This is a genomic window from Acinetobacter sp. ACIN00229 (assembly GCF_016106645.1).
Lineage (GTDB): Bacteria > Pseudomonadota > Gammaproteobacteria > Pseudomonadales > Moraxellaceae > Acinetobacter > Acinetobacter oleivorans.
Map to the genome: position 1 here is coordinate 1 of NZ_JADWOM010000019.1, position 19,148 is coordinate 19,148.

Annotated in this window: 21 protein-coding genes; 4 read left to right on the forward strand and 17 right to left on the reverse strand. The window is 37.4% G+C overall.

Annotated elements, in window-relative coordinates; genetic code table 11:
• Positions 1–605: 605 nt before the first annotated feature.
• The 8 genes from I7H67_RS16100 to I7H67_RS16135 all read right to left on the reverse strand — a co-directional run bounded on the left by I7H67_RS16100 (position 606) and on the right by I7H67_RS16135 (position 5,192).
• Complete coding sequence (locus I7H67_RS16100) at positions 606–1,655, reverse strand: DUF932 domain-containing protein (RefSeq protein ID WP_198308301.1); 1,050 nt, start codon at positions 1,653–1,655, stop codon at positions 606–608.
• A 53-nt stretch (positions 1,656–1,708) separates the two neighbouring features.
• Entirely contained in the window at positions 1,709–2,002 is a 294-nt protein-coding gene (locus tag I7H67_RS16105; protein WP_198308302.1) for a hypothetical protein, read from the reverse strand.
• Positions 2,003–2,084: 82 nt separating this feature from the next.
• Positions 2,085–2,498: a hypothetical protein gene (locus I7H67_RS16110; protein WP_198308303.1), complete on the reverse strand. Its 414-nt coding sequence runs from the start codon at positions 2,496–2,498 to the stop codon at positions 2,085–2,087.
• Positions 2,499–2,525: 27 nt separating this feature from the next.
• Positions 2,526–3,245, reverse strand: coding sequence for a hypothetical protein (locus I7H67_RS16115; RefSeq protein ID WP_392388340.1), 720 nt, complete (start codon positions 3,243–3,245; stop codon positions 2,526–2,528).
• A 90-nt stretch (positions 3,246–3,335) separates the two neighbouring features.
• Positions 3,336–3,584 (reverse strand): hypothetical protein, encoded by a 249-nt coding sequence (locus tag I7H67_RS16120; RefSeq protein WP_198308304.1) that lies wholly within the window; start codon positions 3,582–3,584, stop codon positions 3,336–3,338.
• A gap of 3 nt (positions 3,585–3,587) precedes the next feature.
• Positions 3,588–4,661: a J domain-containing protein gene (locus I7H67_RS16125; RefSeq protein ID WP_198308339.1), complete on the reverse strand. Its 1,074-nt coding sequence runs from the start codon at positions 4,659–4,661 to the stop codon at positions 3,588–3,590.
• A 14-nt stretch (positions 4,662–4,675) separates the two neighbouring features.
• On the reverse strand, positions 4,676–4,825 hold the full coding sequence (locus tag I7H67_RS16130) for a hypothetical protein (protein ID WP_002017940.1): 150 nt from the start codon (positions 4,823–4,825) through the stop codon (positions 4,676–4,678).
• 106 nt (positions 4,826–4,931) lie between these two features.
• Positions 4,932–5,192: a hypothetical protein gene (locus tag I7H67_RS16135; RefSeq protein ID WP_198308340.1), complete on the reverse strand. Its 261-nt coding sequence runs from the start codon at positions 5,190–5,192 to the stop codon at positions 4,932–4,934.
• An 842-nt stretch (positions 5,193–6,034) separates the two neighbouring features.
• On the opposite strand from I7H67_RS16135, the gene I7H67_RS16140 reads away from it, so the two are divergent.
• The 4 genes from I7H67_RS16140 to I7H67_RS16155 all read left to right on the forward strand — a co-directional run bounded on the left by I7H67_RS16140 (position 6,035) and on the right by I7H67_RS16155 (position 10,129).
• Positions 6,035–7,084, forward strand: a complete 1,050-nt coding sequence (locus I7H67_RS16140) for a hypothetical protein (RefSeq protein WP_198308305.1) — start codon at positions 6,035–6,037, stop codon at positions 7,082–7,084.
• A 144-nt stretch (positions 7,085–7,228) separates the two neighbouring features.
• On the forward strand, positions 7,229–7,462 hold the full coding sequence (locus I7H67_RS16145; protein ID WP_198308306.1) for a helix-turn-helix transcriptional regulator: 234 nt from the start codon (positions 7,229–7,231) through the stop codon (positions 7,460–7,462).
• 405 nt (positions 7,463–7,867) lie between these two features.
• Entirely contained in the window at positions 7,868–9,037 is a 1,170-nt protein-coding gene (locus I7H67_RS16150; RefSeq protein ID WP_198308307.1) for an inovirus-type Gp2 protein, read from the forward strand.
• A 39-nt stretch (positions 9,038–9,076) separates the two neighbouring features.
• Entirely contained in the window at positions 9,077–10,129 is a 1,053-nt protein-coding gene (locus I7H67_RS16155; protein WP_227602594.1) for a hypothetical protein, read from the forward strand.
• A 136-nt stretch (positions 10,130–10,265) separates the two neighbouring features.
• Here I7H67_RS16155 and I7H67_RS16160 read toward each other — a convergent pair whose 3' ends face one another.
• The 9 genes from I7H67_RS16160 to I7H67_RS16200 are packed head-to-tail and all read right to left on the reverse strand — an operon-like array spanning position 10,266 to position 19,145.
• Complete coding sequence (locus tag I7H67_RS16160; RefSeq protein WP_174741924.1) at positions 10,266–11,387, reverse strand: NAD(P)/FAD-dependent oxidoreductase; 1,122 nt, start codon at positions 11,385–11,387, stop codon at positions 10,266–10,268.
• Positions 11,388–11,433: 46 nt separating this feature from the next.
• Positions 11,434–12,291: an N-acyl homoserine lactonase family protein gene (locus tag I7H67_RS16165; RefSeq protein WP_227602595.1), complete on the reverse strand. Its 858-nt coding sequence runs from the start codon at positions 12,289–12,291 to the stop codon at positions 11,434–11,436.
• A 2-nt stretch (positions 12,292–12,293) separates the two neighbouring features.
• Entirely contained in the window at positions 12,294–13,241 is a 948-nt protein-coding gene (locus I7H67_RS16170; protein WP_198308309.1) for a diiron oxygenase, read from the reverse strand.
• Complete coding sequence (locus I7H67_RS16175; RefSeq protein ID WP_198308310.1) at positions 13,241–14,017, reverse strand: TauD/TfdA family dioxygenase; 777 nt, start codon at positions 14,015–14,017, stop codon at positions 13,241–13,243. The genes I7H67_RS16170 and I7H67_RS16175 overlap by 1 nt, the downstream gene beginning before the upstream one ends.
• Positions 14,010–14,906, reverse strand: a complete 897-nt coding sequence (locus I7H67_RS16180; protein ID WP_198308311.1) for a branched-chain amino acid aminotransferase — start codon at positions 14,904–14,906, stop codon at positions 14,010–14,012. Before I7H67_RS16180 ends, I7H67_RS16175 begins: the two co-directional genes overlap by 8 nt.
• Positions 14,903–15,970: an Ldh family oxidoreductase gene (locus tag I7H67_RS16185; protein ID WP_198308312.1), complete on the reverse strand. Its 1,068-nt coding sequence runs from the start codon at positions 15,968–15,970 to the stop codon at positions 14,903–14,905. The genes I7H67_RS16180 and I7H67_RS16185 overlap by 4 nt, the downstream gene beginning before the upstream one ends.
• Positions 15,957–17,357, reverse strand: a complete 1,401-nt coding sequence (locus tag I7H67_RS16190) for a KamA family radical SAM protein (protein ID WP_262438627.1) — start codon at positions 17,355–17,357, stop codon at positions 15,957–15,959. Before I7H67_RS16190 ends, I7H67_RS16185 begins: the two co-directional genes overlap by 14 nt.
• A gap of 41 nt (positions 17,358–17,398) precedes the next feature.
• On the reverse strand, positions 17,399–18,562 hold the full coding sequence (locus I7H67_RS16195; protein WP_198308314.1) for an MFS transporter: 1,164 nt from the start codon (positions 18,560–18,562) through the stop codon (positions 17,399–17,401).
• 58 nt (positions 18,563–18,620) lie between these two features.
• Positions 18,621–19,145, reverse strand: coding sequence for a cupin domain-containing protein (locus I7H67_RS16200; RefSeq protein ID WP_198308315.1), 525 nt, complete (start codon positions 19,143–19,145; stop codon positions 18,621–18,623).
• Positions 19,146–19,148: the final 3 nt, after the last annotated feature.

Consider the following 19,148-nt stretch of genomic DNA (forward strand, 5'->3'; position numbering starts at 1 on the left):
ATTTAAAAATAACTATGACTCATATATTAAAATCACTCAAGATGTTTTTAATTCCATTAAAATAAAAACCATGTTAAAAACATTAAAATACTTATTATTTACTTTGAAATTTATTATACCGCCTATAAGAGACAGTTTTCGTACCAACTTTAATAATTTGCTTTTAAAATTAATATGTTGAATTTAGATAGTAAAATTTATTAATATTTCACTCATTCATCAAAACAAGCTAGAAATTAAAATTTCTGATCAGTTTGATTCAGTTTCAGTAACCAAGAAAGCTCATATACACTTCAATGACGCTTCGTGTTAGCCGTATAATCACTTTGACGGAAGCAAAAAAATAATAGTTGTCATTCTTCCAATAGAGCATGTTCTTTGTTTCAAGACACACTCTATCAGAACGGATTGAAATTATTTTTGGTGAATATAAGGTTTAGGCTGGGAATAATTCAGATATGCGAACTTATTATTCAGGTGAGTCCTTCTCGACTTCGGCAAATAATCAATTTAGAATAATTTTAAATTTTACAAGTTATAAAGGTGTAGAAGAGCTTAGGTTTAGCTGTACCTTAAAAGATACAGCTTAGGCTGATTAATCAAATCTACCCAACCATTCTTAATGCCTGTTCCAACCCACGTTGTTTAATGTTGGCTCCCGCACCAAACCATGCCGAATCCATTCGGTGATCCGTTGAAATAGCTCTTCGCTCGTGATCAATAAATTCCGTGATACTACAAAGCAGTCCATAAGCGGTATCTTTAGCTGAAGAGAGGCTTGCTCCACGCCCCTGTCCGTTAAACATGGTCATCACCTTAGACATAGCACGTCCATTCGGTTCAGTTTTATTGTCGGCTTTGGATGAATGAGTGCGTTGAGGTTTTGCTACATTACGATAGAACTGAATGATACTTTCATCCTGTTCGGCAATGCTCAGATTAGTGTTATTAAACACAGTATCAAAGTAGGCTGCTGCTTCCTGTTGGGTGACTTTACGCTGACTAATTTGCTTCATCTCATACATGTGTTCATCCCATGCACGCACTGAAATACCCAATTGCTGCTTAATCTTTTCTGCATCGAACTTGGTACTGTGTGGAACTTTCACCACACCAGCACTATTATTCTGTCCACGTAAGGCAATTGCCAGAGTGTTATTACACACCACGCGAATACTAGTAAACTGTGCCGTGGTTGCCAATGTACCATCACATGCGGTTACTAATAAAATGTAGCCGTTACTCACATCTTTGCCTTTCAGTGCTGTCGATTGACCTGTTCTTGCCAATGCCCAGAACTTGCGTCCACCTTTGAGTACACCCGCCGTTTCCAGTTCAAAACCTGATTGCTCGGTAAGGTCACGGTAAAATTCTAAAATCTCTTTGGGCTGAACTTCTTGATAACGCTGACTTACCACCGATAACGGTGCATGAGTATCTGAACGATAAAGCACTCGCTGTTCCTCATAAGGCAGAATGATATTTTGCCCTCGTTCATTCTTTGCCATATAACTGACATTGGATGACTCAATTCGCCAGTCCATACCTGCCTGCTGTGCCCAGATTTCTATCGGCTGATTTTGAGGGAGTTGGTTACCTAGACCATGCCAAGGGGTTTGACCAACAAAAGCCATTGTTTCTATTTGATGTGCCATGATTGATTTCCTTTAAGTGATTTAAATAATTTGAATGCTGTAAACGATGAGAATTATGAGAAGCCTGATTGCTGGATTTCAAAATGCTCCAGACATTGCTCACACTGGTAATGCAGGGTCACCATATTGTCTTGATGCTGGACGTAGAGCAGAAACATGCCACCGATCACCAAGCCAACAAAACCGCCTACCAAAGGATGCATAGGACTTCGTTTTGACAACTGCATACAGGCTGCTGCCAGAGACATCGGCGAGAATGATGAAAGCTTTGCGAATACACCCGAAGTTGGCTCAGTCTGGCGGAGTAATGTGATGTGTAATGAATGACAGTAAGGACACTTGTGCATGGTCTTCTTCCTTAAATAAAAGGCATAAAAAAAAGAGCCTGCGAAGTCGCAGGCTCTTTATGTCTTGGTTAGATTTTCTTATTTAATGAGCGCGCTGTTTATTTTTACAGTCAGCAACAGCTTGTGGAATAGAACGTAAACTCGGGTGACAAGGATCACTTCGCCCAGGGATATAAATACCTCCAAATTTTCGAGGTTTTACCCCAATAAATCGGACAAAAGTTCGATGACTACTATATGGAATCCTTGCCTCACTCATTGCATTATGGACAGTAGCATTACTGAGTGCCAAAACCTGTTCACACTCATTGAACATAGATACTTTAAAGGTTCTTTGGACTCCACTTTTTAGAACACCACGATACGTACAGTTCACTTGCCCAGAATAGCCTTGTTGTTGAATTAAATAGGCGGGTACTTCATGTGACTGTAAATCTAATGCATAACTTGAAATGCTTATAGCTGCAAGCCCAATACCTAGAAATAGTTTTTTCATTTCAATTTCTCTTTATTGAATAGGTCATTAAATTTCTTTTTGATTTGGTTGATAGCAAGGGATAAATTCTTCATAGATTCCCTTACCTGTTTTCTTATTAATTACAACCTGATACCAACTACATTGATATCGTGCAGAAGTCACAACGGCACGATATAAATATCCATTCTGACCAAGGTCCATCCAGCCCTCCATTGCAACCACAACATCTGAGACACTTGGTCGGGCAAAAACTTCATTGGCAAAGGCAGGCAGATTGGCTTGGATAAAAGCAGACATTTTCTTGACAGTTGCAGGTGCTTGATCAACTCCTTGTAAACCATAGGCCGTAGGATCATCTGTCATCTCTAAGCCTTCGTGATACTCAGCATCAATTTGTGCAAGAAGTTGAGCATTATTGAGTTTCTTATAACCAGGTGCGCTAAAGTCAGGAAAACCTAGTTCAGGATAGACTTCTCCAGTTCCACTACTTTGCAAAATATTTCCATTGAGCTGACTAGAAATATGTTTGACTTTAATCGGCTCACTTTTTGTTTCTGGTGCTGCCACAACTTCAGCTTCACTCACTTCATTTACAGGTTCAGATACTGGGGTTTTCTCAACAATTTGTGTTGGAACGTTCACTTTTGATTTAGGTTTAAGTAACTTGTCATAGCCGACCCATCCTCCAAGCACCACAACAAGTGCAGATAAAACGCCAATAATAAAAGTCTGGATATGAGTATTCTTAGATTGTATTGTCATCATGTGTCCCCCCTTTCGGTTTCATGAAATTGCTTTATGAATGAGAGCAATTCATCAGCTCTCTCATGTGGGTAATATGTATTTAAAATTTCTTTATTTATGTTTTTCCTGATTGAGGGCAGCTTGATCAAAAGCGGGGGCTTCCTGTTCAATCTGAATACTGGTTACGGCGGTATCATCAGAACTGACTGATTGACTTTTAATATCCTCTAACATCTGTTCTGTTGATTGATCCTGAGCACGGTCATAGGCATAAAACAACGCAAACGACAGGCTAAAAATCACAACATAAGCCATATACCATCTCCAGCGCCGTTTGAGCCGTTGTGTGTTGATCTTCACTGGCTACACTCCTAGATAGGCTTTTAATACAGCTCTGGCCTGATTGAGTTGCTGGGCTTTTTGCTCAATAAGTTGGCGCACTGATTCTGGTAAGGTCTGGTATTTATCGGGGTGGAAATCTGCCACCTTTTTTCGGTAAGCAGCTTGCAGGGTTTGCTCACTCAATACTTCGGGTTGAATCTCAAGGAGTTGGCATGCCTGTCGTTGCTCATCATTCAAATCAGGGGGTCTTTTCTTATTTTGTTCTTCCGCTAAACATTGATAGATAATTTTGACGAGGTCAGGAAAGACTGCCCTTGACACGTTAGTTACACGGCATAAATGGGTCATGAAGAGATCAGCCTGATTGTGCTCAACTTCACCGAGTGCCATGGCATAGACCAGTTGCTCAATCATCTCCCTACGGAAGTTATAGGCAAGCTTATCCTTCATATCTGCCAGACGATGCAACAGGTCTTCATAATCAAAGCTCATCTGCTCACTCAGTAGTTTTTCGACATACTGATGCACGGTCTGATCATCCAACTTGGTAAAATGATCGGATACAACTTCTTTTGATCGGGCATTCCATTGGCCTGTACTAAAGGTAATAAAATAGGCAAACAGATCAATCATGATCTGCATCTCGGGATCAATTTTTACACTCTTCTGGTGAGTGCTTTGTCGACCATGTAGCCCCTGACAACATTCCTTTAGGAAGGCAACTAGGGTTCTCACAACACCTTTATCCAGCTGAGTAAAGTTCAGTTCATCCTGACCGTTGATCAGAATGGAACTGGTGATCATTCCAATATCAGCCTCTACCTGCTGTATGTGTTCAAACAGATAGGCTTGTCCATCCTCAAAGCTGGCTTTGTAAAATATCCCCTTTGCCGTGAGACACATGCCAGCCTTAGCACTGCCAAATACCGTGTCATCAATTAACATCAGTACATCGTTGGGATTTACACCATGAGGAAGATAGCTCATGGCACCTTGTAACTTCTTATTAGGAATGACTGGCACAAAATAGATATTGTCGCTACTTCGTAATAAGGGCATCCACTGACTTTGCTGGATTCGATCCGATATGCTCATCACCATAAATCCCCCTAAAAGAACCAACGTATAAATATAAAAGGCCAGACCAGCGCACGACCAAGTAAATAAGCACCAGAGTAATGACCCGGATATTCCCAAATGCAATACAGCCAGTAACCAATGACAATCGTAAAATAGAAGGTAAAAAATGGATGTTTCATGATCAACATTCCTAAATTGAGTTGCATAACCCCTTCCCGTTGCCCGAACAGGCAACAGGAAATGAGTGATTCAATAATTTGCTTAAGGCTTTTTAAATATCTGGTATTAGAGTTTGTCCATGCATTGTTGACCTGACTGATACATCACACGGTCTAGGTCATTGGGTAGATAGCTCATACGTTCAATCTGGCGCATCATCTTGCGACCATAGTGTTCTTCGAGCTTGTCATAGACACACGAGCAGTAGCTGCGGCTGCCACCCATGTTGTAACAGCCATGTTTGACGCCCTTTTCAAAATCGGAAGAACAGCCATTTAAAATCAGAACACTGACACCCACCACACCCATCAAAATTTTATTTTTCATCGTTATATCCAGTGACAAGGTCATGGAGGTTTGGCATTTTTAGGCAATACAAAGCCCTGCCACGGTGTATCTCACATGACATATTTATTAAGTTAAATTTTTAGACGAAAAAAACTAAAGCTTGAAGAACTAAAAGCTCATCAAATCCTATTCAAACTAATTGGGGGGTATAAAAAGAATATGCATAGCCAACTCCTTTATCTTGGGAGTTCTGCCAAAGCATTAGAGAATTATGGTGGCAGAACGAAAGAGGGGTTGACGGACTGGTCTCAGAGGCCAGCACACCCAAAGGGTGTCCCCCCTCCCGTTCCACCTTAGAAGGGGGGCACGAGGGGCTAAACACTAAAAGAAAGATCTTTTAATGCTCTGAGATACGGTCCGTCAAAACCGACTGGCAATGTAGGCCAGCATGCAAAGGATAATGTGCAAAATTTAAGGTGTCAATAATCTATAACGATGATAAGCACTAGATCATTATAGTTTTCATTCAGATAATAAAACTACGGATGTAAATTAAGTATAAAAAGAAGTAGAATTTCTTAATTATAGAGACATATCTTTTAGCAATTGAAAGTTTATTTTTATTTAAATAAAACTTTAATTATGAAATCCTTTTCCCTGAATCTAAGCAAAAATAAGTATTTAATTAATTGTTATAAATAGCCCTCTGAACACAGGTGTAAGAGAGCTACATAAGCCACTAAAAAATATATCTTTAATAGTCAAGAATGCACCCCAAAACCACTGTACATTTTTAGCAAAAAATTGACTTTTTTCTGATTTGTTTCTATATATATTTTTTAAGTTTAATATATTTTTTTATTTATATTGAGAATACAAAAATGATAAAAGCATACTCCCTTGCTAAAGAAACTAAAGAGATCAAAATTCTCGAACATTTTGTTATTGATAATATACGAAATCCAGAACTTAATATTCAATATCCATGGTATTTCGTGAATGTAAAAAATGAAGCGGATGAACTATTCGTTCTCAATACTTTGCTGGATAATGGTGAGTTTTCTATTTCTGAGCACCAAAAAAAACTTCTTGAACAGGGCCTAGAACAACATTACTTTGATGAAAATAAATTTTATAAACTGCCTATAGAACACCAACTTTATAGACATTACGATGATGTCTTGATTCCCATCCGAGAATTTAAAAAATTTATTGCTTCTGATGATTATCGAAATTTATTAGAAAATAAAATATTAGGAGAAGTTGAACTCACAAGCATACAAAAGAGCTTTAAAGAAGCTAAAGCTAACTACCAAAAAGCTTTCCAGTTTTATGCATTACATATAAATTGTAGATCAATAGAGCCGCCCAAAGAAATTTTAATAAAAATTAAAAATATTCAGGCTCAGGCTTATAAAGACAGAGAAATTAAAGAGATGATCAACAATTATTTAAAACCCAAATACATAAAACTTGTTGAAAAATATCTATTGGAAACCGTAAAAAAAGATATAGATGTAGATGTCTTTTTTGATTCTAAAATTGATGTTGAATACGAAGCGATAGTTATACCTACAATTACTGGACTCTACCTTCTAAAGAAAGCAGCACTTCTCAATAGACGAGAAAGATATAAAAGAGCTCAGAATCTGGGTAGTTTTTCTTATACCTATATGCCCCGAAAAAATGATTTTAAAAAGGCATTCATTAAAACTGGCATAAAAGCTCCCCTTCATATTAAGCGTTTAGATGACAGGATCAATAGCTGTAATGAGACTTTAAAGAAACTAGTCTCAGATGAAGCTATTTCCTTTATCCGTAAAAACATTCTTCATAATTTTGATCAATGGAAATACGAAACTCCAGACCCTACGATGCCATCTCTCTATAGCAAAGTTCAAGAACACTATACTCCTTCTAAGAGAACATAAGCCCTCTGAGTTATTTTTGAAAGAGATTATGGGTCTAATTAAAAATCTCTCGGCGCACTAATAATGACGCCCTATTTCTCAAAAGATAAAGTATTCCTATGTTGTACAGCATGTTCTTAATTATTTGAAAATGAGGAATACTTTATGGCTCAGGCTACCGATCCCTTCAAGATGATCAAGCGCATCGATTTAGAAGAGCTTACCGGCTTATCTAGGTCGACTATCTATGATCGTATTAATTCTAAATCATCTCGTTACGACCCTACCTTTCCCAAACCGGTGAAGTTTGGTCACTTAAGTCGATGGAGATTAAGTGAAGTTCAGTTATGGATTCAGTCCAGAATTGAAGCACGTAATCAGCAACAAATGACGGCTTAAGTATGTATATCTCACTGAACCATACCTTCACGTAAATACGATATGAATTTGTGTAAAGCTCATTTGTTTGCTATGGGTTTGAATAAAGGTATTAAACCATTTAGTTAAATACATATTAAATAACTAATATATTTAATTAAACAGAATGATGATTATATGTAGTGAATATCTACTGAAACTAACTGTATTGAATATATCTCACTCATGTCAGATGTAATCGTTGTGACTCTGACTGCTTAGAGCAAGTCAGATCACAAGTAATGTTAGGTTCTAAATCTTAGATAATCGAATACCTTTAATCATCTTATTCCCTTTCAAATCCCATTAGATCTAGACACTGTCTCACTCAGTGTCTACAGACAGCTATTGCCCAAATTTCTTGATCACTCACTTTTCGAGAAATATATGAATAAATCCCAGTTACTCCACACCGCAGGTACATTCACATTAGAGGAGCAACTTGCTCTTCTTCGATCAGATTTAGGCGCAACTGATATCACAGCGCCTGACGGATCATCACGGAGGTTTCTACATGCAATAGATCATGAAGCAGAGATGTGTCTGGATATTGTCGCAGCAATTGATAAATGCAAGAAAACTAACTTACCTGTAGCTAAGCTCAAGCAAGAGAAAATCCTTTCTTCAGCTAACCGTTATGGGGTTCACTTTCCTGCAAGATGGAAATCACTGGAAGAAAAATTGCGTTCAACATTTCACCATGAATTCTCTAAGAATTATTTTTATAGTGAAGAAGTAAAAGCTTGGATGCATATCCAATCTCAGTTTACCTCTGAGGAACTAGCCATACTTGCTCATCTTCCCCCAGTCAATAAAAGAAGCAAAGAGAGCGTACAAACATATGTTGAGCTATTTAATCATTTTACTGAAAAGCTCAAGGAGTACGTTCATAGTGCTGAATACAAGAAGAAAATCAGAGACAGAGATGCAAACAAAAATGCAAATAAAAAGGCTTGTATTGAGCTGTTTAATCATCTCATCGCTAAGTTTGCCCGGGTTCTGGTAGTCAGAATAGATTTTTCATTGAAACGGGATATGAAGACGATTCTTAAACATGCTTCAGCAATGGAATTTCCTTATTCACGTAATGACCTTGTCTATCTCAAAAAGTGCATGAAGAAGTTTAAGAACAACTGGCGTAGCAACAAGCTCTTAAATGATATTCAGGGCTATATCTTTCAATATGAATACTCTCATGCTACTGGATTTCATATTCACGCTTATTTTTTCTTTGATGGTGATAAGCATTGGGAAGACATCACTATTGCTAAATATATCTCTGATTACTGGAAAACCATTACCAAGAATCAAGGAAGCACTTTTATCTGCAATATGAACAAGGAGAACTACAAATACTGTGCAATCGGTATGATTCATTATACCAATAAAGAAAAACAAGCCTTCTTATTTCAAACCTTTGAATATATCTGCAAGGCTGATCAATTTTTTATTTTCTCTGAGCTGAAAAATACCAAAAGATTTCAACGGAGTGAATTACCTGAGCCCAAAGCCAGTTCAGGCCGTAGTCGTCAAGAACCACGAATAGAAACAAATTAACTCACTCAGGGAATCTATAATATGAACTTATTGAGCACCATGCAAAAAGTTGAAGGCCTCAACTATCTCAATCTTGTGACTAAAGCCTATTTTAACCAGTTATACACACAACCGTATTCCATACCTTTATATGCCTATATAGATCTTATTGAGCAGATAAAAAAAAGGAAAAGTTTTAGGATATTTACCAATAATCCAACAGCTTACCCCCATCCTTCTGTTCCTAATTTATATGTGACTAATCTAGGAAACTTAGTCCTTCAGGTTGTTAAAGATAATGTCATAAACCCATACACAAATGGAGTTTTTCAAAATGCCTTAATTCACCCTGAGATTAATTTATTAAGTCAGTTAATGAGCAAACATAACATCAATAGTATCTTTATAGGTGAATACCAACTTCTAGAACATTTCTGCGAAACCTGTTTTGCAGACTTTAAGGTACATATTCAAACTCGTGCATTTATAAGCCAAAATCGACGTTGGAGTTATAAATATTCGTGTAGTGTGGCTTCTTACAATCGCTTTCTAGAATTCATTTTAGGGGAAACAGAACGATTTGAAGTACATTCAATAGTGGTACAACGCAAATTACGAGATGGGCGTGAGTCGGCGTTTGGAGATTTAGACTTTAGAGATATGTCAGCGTATGAAATCGCACAGGAAAAAAGTAATCAAATTATCCAAAGCGTTTGGCGTAACCGTCGTAAAAACAATGTGATAGGTATATTGTCTCGGGAAGAGGTCGATATAGACCAGACGTGTATGGTCAGACTTTTGTTCTTTGTTCGGAAAAAGTTTTCTGACTTAGTTCCGTTTAAAGATACCCCTCTTTACAACGCCATTGAACCCTTCTTTAAAGATCTAAATCTTGATCGAGTAGCTTTAGGAGAGGTTTACACGATGAATTCAGGTATAGCTCCTCTTTATCAGGAACAAGAGCAGAATTACTATGATATTAATCAGGTACATGTGGGCAATAGGTTAAATATATTAAAAACTCAACTCACCGTTCCCGATTACTGGTTTAGGATTCGAGATCAAGAGACGAGTCTTAAGATAGAACGGGGCCAAGCTCATTTTGAACGTTAGATAGTAATTTTATATCGAACAGCATGATTTGCTCATGCTGTTCTTTGATTGTCTATACACTCAATTAAATCTAGCTTTTATTTTAATTACACAAAATTTTATTTTCACTATATGTTCTATAAAAAGAAAATTTAAATTAATAAGCAATTAATGATTTCACAGATTCACTCCCCCTAAGTAGAGTACTGACATGTTTAGCGATCGACAATGCAGATGTCAAACCAGGAGAATCTATACCGAAAAGATTAATTAACCCATGTACACCATGTATTTTTTCATCATCTATTTGAAAATCATTCATATTTCCTAATTTAGGTCGAATCCCTGCATATGCTGGATATAGCGAGCCATCTGGCAAACTAGGCCAATACCTTCTAATTTGTGAATAAAATGAATCTATTCTAGTACTATCTACATCGTAATTTTCATCTAATACCCATTCAACATCAGGCCCAAATCTACAAGTTCCTGCCATATCAAATGTCAAATGTACTCCTAATCCTGAACTCTCAGGAACTGGATAAATTAAATGTGAAAAATTGGATAAACCTTTATAAGCAAAATAATTACCTTTACCATAAAATAATTTAGGAATAAATTGAGATGGAAAGCCAACTAAAGATTTTGCGACCTTGGTTGCGTTGAGACCTGCAGCATTAATTAAATGATTGGCAATAATAGTCTCATTCTCACAACCTTTAATATGCAACTGAAATCCATTAGATAAAATTTCTGCTGATATTAACGGAGACTTAAATACGAATACAGCCCCAGCCTTCTCAGCATCCCATTTAAAGGATTGCATTAAAGCATGACTATCAACTATACCTGTCCTTGGCGATAATAACGCAGCATGACAAAATACTTCAGGTTCAATGTGATTTACTCTTTCAGCTGAAAGCCAATGTAAATTTTCGACACCACATTGTTCTGCATTTTGTTTAATCCTTTCTAATGCTGTAGTTTGCTTTTCATCAGTCGCAACAATAAGCTTGCCACATTGTCTATAAGGAATGTTATGGGTTAAACAATATGTATATATTTCTGCCCCCCCTTCTAAGCAAAATTTTGCTTTTAATGAATTAGGTGGATAGTAAAGACCAGCATGTACAACCTCACTATTGCGAGAACTGATTCCCTCACCAAAATTATTAGCGGATTCCAGTACAACCACGTCAAGCCCTTTAAGCGCAAGTTCTCGCGCAATTGCCAGACCAATAATACCAGCGCCTATGACAACGTAATCAATTCTCTGCATAGTGAGTCCTTTCACAAATTTAAGTTAAAGTTAGTCTAGACTACCATTAGAGCCATGGAGCAATTTTCGCATCAGTCATTTTGGGTGTTTCATGCAAACACACGATATGGGGATCTTCATTCCATCGCAGAAATCTTTGTGTTACTAGGGGATCATGTCCTGGAATGATATGATCTGGACCATCCGACAACTCCTCAATCGTTTGATATGCTTCAAGTGTTTTTGACAGATTATCAAGAATTGGAAATGGGCTGCGTAACCGAATATTCGCCCATAAATGTGCGGAATCTGATGCAAGAACAATCCATCCACGTTTAGTTAAAACACGGACTACCTGACTACCCGGTGTATGTCCCCCTACTGGATAAATCTGAATATTGGGAAATAGCTCAGCAATACCAGAATGTAAGCAAAGCCGTCCTTTATACAAATGCTTGATGGCAGTTAAGACATCATCCACTTCGTAAGTTTTATTAATCGCGTGATGGGCCATATCAGGACCTGTACAGAATTTTAATTCTTCCGCTTGTAAATGTACTCTTGCATTAGGAAATAACGGTAAGTTACCTGCATGATCCCAATGTAAATGAGTGATGATGACATCAGTAACATCTTCAGGATTAATACCCATTAAATGTAAAGATTCCTGCGGATGTCTAAACATTTCGCGATTTCGTTTAGATGCTGTCTCTGGTTGGAAACAAGTATCAACCACCACAACAAAATCATCTTTTTTTATAACCCAAAAACAGTAATCTAAGGGCATTGAAGCATTTGGGTCACCACAACAGGCATCATACATAAAGCTTTCACGTACAGTACGATTCCCATTTGCCCCAACACGTAAGGCATATACTTCATATATATTGGTTTTGTCTTTTGATTCTATATTCATTTGTGACATATTTATATCTCTTTATGACTTGAGTAACCGTCAAAATTAAACTTGATTTCATCAAGTACATTTAAAGCTGAAGCAAACTTTTTTAGGCCACTATAATCACGCATAATTACACTATTTTCTGAATTACGACGTGTATCAGCTATAATGAGATCTACATCTGGGATATTGAAATACTGAAGAATAACTTTCCACATTGAATAATCCTGAGCAATATATGCATTTAAGGCCTCAGGTAACATAGATATGAAAAATGATTTATGTTCTTCTGGCATATTTCCATACATTTTTTTTACGATCTCGGCTATCGTTTTACTATGGGCATATTCATCCCGATTATGTAATTCAGCAACTTGCCGATTTTGTGGTTGAATATCTTGATTATCTGCCAATATATCTAGATAAGCATTAACACTTATTTCAGCAACTACTGCAAAAGCTATTGCCGCTAAATCTTTTTGCCACTGATGAGAAAGTGAGTCTTGCAGTTTTTTGAGTGATAAATAGGTAACGGATTCTGGTAAATCAATGTCATAATTTATCTCTCTTTGATTTTTTGTCCTATTAACCGCTTCTAAATGCATTAATGTGTGATAATGCTCGTCAATAAGGACATGTTGTAATGCCTCACGGCATAAAAAATCATCTTTAGCCAAGTATCTATCAGCAATAATTGAAAGAGCAGGATTAACAACTTTTTCTTCAGCCGTAATAGTTCTTAGATTGTAGCCAATCCATCCCCATGTAATAACTTTACTCTTAACTTCATCAGATAAGCTTGAAAATTTTGGATGGTTTATGAATGGAACCATCTCTAATGGATAATCAGGTCGATCTGCTTCATAGACAGTATCAACTTGGAACTTATTAATTGAGCATACGGTGGCTCGTTTAGGCCAGTTTCGATTCAAACTACTTACTAACTGATAATTTATATTAATGAGGTTTTCCATTAGTTAGCCTCCAGAACTTCATTACTGCTACAACTTAACCAGTATCTTGTTAAATGTCTGGATGTATCTGTATAACGAACTCGAGCATGCATTAGTCGTTGATTATCCCAAATTAAAATGCTTTTCTCAGGGATCAAAATTGAGATTGAGTTATCATTAAAGAAAGTTTCCCCTAATTTTGCTATGCGTCTTAAACATGCTTCATCATTTGTTTTCGGGATTACTGTAGTAGTACAATCTGAAGGATTAACATCGCCATAATAGAATTGATTGTAACTAAATCTAAAAATAGGCTTTTTTTCAACATTACTTATAATACAAGTACTATGTTCTAACTTCCCTGAATATCCCGGTTGCGCTGTAGCACTAAAAGAAATAGATTTTTCACACGCTATCTTTTTTAGCTCTTCATCTAATGAATTATAAAATTCAAAACCATCAGCTAGTTGCGTCTGTCCACCCCCACATTTGGCTTGAACATGACAATGAAGTGCTAAAAAACGAGGTGGTGGATCATATACTGGGGCTTCTGTATGAGGGCCTATACCATTCTTACTCTGCGAATATGGTAAATTATCAAAACCAGGCCTATACTGAACTTCAAAAGTTTTTTTGCCATTAAATTGTAAAAGTGTTTGCCCAAAACCAGATAAAGCACGTTCTGGGTCATCTTTTACAAACTCTGGGGACAAAATAACCCATCCCTGTTTTTCAAGAAGTAATTTATAACCATCCAAATCAAGCGTTTTTTCTGTTTCGATTAACGTATCAGTCATTTTTATTTTCCATATTTTGTGTCAATGATTGATAAGAAATAAGCATGTCCTGACATATCTTATCTGGGGTAAATTCATAGTTATTAATACTGCGGACTGGCGTAATTTCAGCTGCTGTACCTGTTAAAAAGCATTCTTCAAATTTATCTAACTCTTCAGGTAAAATAACGCGTTCTACAACGTCATATCCTTTCGATTGCGCAAGTGCGATAATAGTTTGTCTTGTAATACCATTCAGAAAACAGTCAGGAATAGGTGTATGTAAGGTATTGCCTTGCGTAAAAAATATGTTAGCACTTGTTGCTTCAGCAACTTGTCCCCGCCAATCCAACATTAACGCATCATGAAACCCATTGTTCTCAGCTTGGTGCTTTGATAGCGTAGCAATCATATAGTGACCCGAGGATTTTGCTTCAAAGGGGCTACTTGAAGGCGGTGGTCTGCGCCAATCTGCAATAGTTAATTTTATGCCCTTACTTGCTGAAGAATCAAAATACTTCCCCCAATGCCAGCAGGCGATTGCCATATGTATCTTACTATTTCTAGCGGATGTAGACATTTGTTCGGGACCTCGCCATACAACAGGTCTAACATATCCATCTACTAATCCATTTTTTAGGAGTAACTCCTTCGTCGCTGCTTCAATTTCAGCAATAGAAAATGGGATTTTAAAATCCATTATTGCAGCAGAGCGATAAAGTCTTTCAGTATGTTCACGTAGTTTAAAAACTTTTCCAGAATAAGCTCGCTGACCTTCATACACACAACTACCATAATGCAGCCCGTGGGTAAGAACATGAATTTTGGCGTCTTTCCAGTCCACGAACTGACCATCTAACCAGATAAATCCATCTCTACAGTCAAAAGGGATTAATTTATTTTCGCTCATAGTGGAGACTCGCTAATTGATAGTGACTCAGATGGCATATCTATTCCTAGTTTTTGTCCTTCTTTCAGAAGTTCGTTAAATTCTTCTTCATTTAAAGGAATACCTTCTTTCAATCTTTTTATGCGCGAAATCTCTTGTAAATCTCCAGCAACAAAGATTTGTTGACCAGATCGAGCAGGACTATTTTTCACAACTTTCATTAACTCACTTACAGCATTCTGAAATTGATCTAGATCTGTAAATGCTGAAATATCAATTGCTATTAAAAAATGACCAATGTTTCTTCCGTTGACAAAGCTACCCGTGTCAAAATGTTCGAGCTCATGATCTAGCGGCATTGTTGATAACAAACAACTTAATATTTGGACCATCATGGCAAGGCCTTGCCCTTTATATCCACCAAGTGGGGCTAAAGAAACAACTTGTGCAGGATCAGACGTAAATTCCCCACTAGCACTTAATGCCCAACCAGATGGTAACGGCTTATTATTTTTACGATAATATTTAATTTGAGAATATGATATCTGGCTTGTAGCCATATCAAGTAAGTAGTGATTGCCATTAGTACCAGGTGCAGCAAAACAAATAGGGTTCGTCCCAAACATTGCAGCCAGACCATTAAAAGGTGCCATGCGTGCTGCTGCACTTGTAGTTACTAAGCCTAACATTCCTTTGTTAGCGATCACCTTTCCATAACTTGATGCCGCTCCAAAATGGTTTGAATTCCGTACAGATACTGCACCGATACCATATTCAGATGCTAAATCACATGCTAAGTGAGCGGCATATGTACCTGCCACAGTCCCTAATGCTGAATCAGCATCCAATGCAACTGCTCCACCCTTTTGTTCAATAATTTTAAAGGATGGCAAGGGATTGCTTCGGCCTTCATCTAACTCTCGTAAATAGGTTGTAAGCAAACGGATACCATGAGTATCTATTCCCATTAAAGAGGTCTCGACTAGAGCATGTGCGAACCATTCCGCTTGTTCTACGGGGACACCTCGACGAATTGCAGCTAACTTACATATATTTTTAGCAACAGTTGAATTAACGAGTTTCATGTAACATATCCTTAGCCATTGAACCATCTACAGAAACATTAAAATCAGAGGGAATTGACATCACTGATATAAGTTTGGAGGTAATTTCTATTTGATTATCTTCAGTTTCAAAAAAGAACTTTTTTTCGCCAAATGCTGGTTTTAAATCATCTAGCCAAACTGCATTTGGATCGAATTTTGCAAAAAATGGTCTTCGTACCCAATCAGGATTTCGCGCTTGTAAGAATTGCAGAACAAATACTTCTTCTCCAGCTATATTGACCACACCATCAATCAAGACTTTCCCCATAAGCGTACTCATGACCGGCCCACGAACTGTTCGTGCAAGGCCAGAAACTTCTTTATATGCCGCACGGAAGATTTCATAAGCTTTAACTAAAGGGATATGAAAATAACTACTAGGTCCCGTATCACGTTCAACAAACATGTAATATGGAATAGCACCAAGCTGAACTGCTAGAGTCCATAACTTAGACCAGTCTTTTGGATTTTCATTGATATGTCGAATTAACGGCGCCTGAATACGCAATGTTGCACCTGATGCAATAATTCTTTTTACAGCTTGTTGTGCTATTTCATTATTGAGCTCAGTTGGGTGGTTATAGTGCCCCATGATAGATAAGCTTTTACCAACTCCAACTATTTTTTCAAAAAGTTGAATAAGGTCATCTGCATCTTTATCTGATACGAAACGTTGAGGCCAATAAGAAACAGATTTAGTACCAATACGAATATTTTTAATGTGTGATAGTTCAGGAGCTAGTAAGGGTTCTATATATGCGGCAAGCGACTTAGTATTCATAATCAAAGGATCACCACCCGTAATGAGTATGTCCGTCACTTCATTATGTTGTTTTAAATATTCAACTAATTCACTACTTTCGCGAGCATTAAATTTTAGTTCCTCTAACCCAATAAACTGAGCCCATCGAAAGCAGAAGGAACAATATGCGTGACATGTTTGACCTGAGCTAGGAAAAAATAATACTGTCTCTTTATACTTATGCTGAATACCCTTGACTGGTTTACCATCTAACAATGGTACATTATGTGATAATTGGCCAGCAGGATGAGGGTTCATCCTATTTCTTATATCATTAACATATCCATCAACTTGAAAGGAGTCATTCTTTTCGATAGCTTCTTTAAGTTGCGAATATTCTTCAGTTGACAACATGTCCTTATGAGGAAATGTCATTCTAAAAATTGGGTCATCAGGAATATTATTCCAATCAATGAGTTCTCTTAACACATATTCATTTACTCGAAATGGTAATACGTGTGAGACCACAATAATTGCTTCCTGTATATCAGATGGAATCTTGTCCCAATACACAGTTTCACGAATACTTTTAGCATTGTAAGCTTTAAATTTTTCTTCTTGCATCTGGATTTCCAATCGTTATAAATCATTATAAGTAATAAAAATTATTGCTGATTTGTTGTATTTCTACTTAGTCTGAATGCGCTTAAAAGAAGTAAAACAATGATCAATCCCCAAGCCATCCCATACCCCCACATATCAACAATAAAGCCAAAAATAGGAGGCAAAGCACATATCGCAATTAGATTGAGTGTCATTGCAAAACTTACTGTTGATGCGATTGCAGTCTTAGGCGCCATCTCTGCCACTTGCAATAGCCATAGTGGATACCAACCAATACCGAATAGACCAAGGAAAACAAAAAGTGTAATGATGATCCAAATAGGCGGATGAACCGGAAGTAACAGAAGAGCACAAATCAAGCCACTACATGCAATCATTAACCAAACGAGAGAACGCATTCTTTTGCCGGGCCAAAGCTTGTCACTTACTCCTGCAAGTGAAATACGACCGGCTATACCAACACCTTGTGCTATAGCAAAAAAGAAAGCAGCAGTAACAAGAGGAATTTCCAATTGTTTAGAAAGGAAAAGTAATATATGTGTAGCAAATGTATACTGGAATGCAGCCATTGTGATACCGGCAAATAAGACGGCAAGACAAGTTGGCTGTTTCAGAAGAAGTTTGACTAACTCACTTATTGATGTTTTTACTTTATTATTACTATTCAGCTGTCCTATGTCATCTCTATGAAAAACACCAAACAAGATTCCTCCCAAGATTCCGATAACACCTTGTACATATAAAGCAATCTTCCAATCATAGGCTACTGCAAGCCATGGTAATGCAACCGCGGCCATAGCTGTTCCTAAGGGAAGCCCAGCCTGACGTACACCCGTTGCAACACCTCTTAAATGTGGGGGAAACCACCGCATGATGGCCTGAGTCCCTCCTGGTTGTACAGAGGCATACCATACGCCAATCATGACCAAGAAGAACATTAATGAATAATAACTAGTACTAAATGTTGCGGCCAAGATAGCTGTTAACCCCATTGCTATCATGGTAATTGTTACAACCCCCCTTTCACCATAACGATCCATTGCAATGCCCAATAGCACCATTGACAGTATCTGTCCTCCATTCATGGCAGTGATGGTCAATCCAGCCTGCGCCTGAGTCAGGTTAAAAGCAGACTTAAAGAACGGTACTAATGTATACATACCTTGAGAAACAACAGATGCAAGTGTCTGAGCTGTGACCGCCACACCTAATACAATCCATCGATATGATTCTGAATATTTTTGACTTTCTTCTATTGATATATTATTGGGAGATACTGACATGATGACCTCCAAATTCTTGATTTATTTCAATAGTTGATTCACTTTCAAATAAACAACCCAATGCACTTTGCTGTGGTAAATTGGTTAGACTCATCAAGATAAGATTCTCTTCAGATGAATCATTTACAATCTGATGCAGGCACCAAGCTGGAACAAGTAGAACATCTTGTTGTTTAATTAAGAGTGTATTATTGCCATCTAAAATCATGCTCCCTTTTCCTTGCTGAACAATAAATAAATGCCACCAAGAATGTTTATGAGGATTTGTTCGGCAAAGTGGTTTTACAACCTGTATGGAAATAGCTGAGCCTGGTAATATTTCACATCCCTCTTCATTATTTAATGTCGAGAATGTTAAAGAACCTCTCTGGGAATGATGTCTTTGAAATTCTTCCAATTGCCACAATAAATTTTTCCATGACCAATGGATAGGTGTTAACTTTTTAGGCTTGAATTTTTCTCTATATGACAAATATGGCACAAGAGATCCAGATACTATTGACATGGT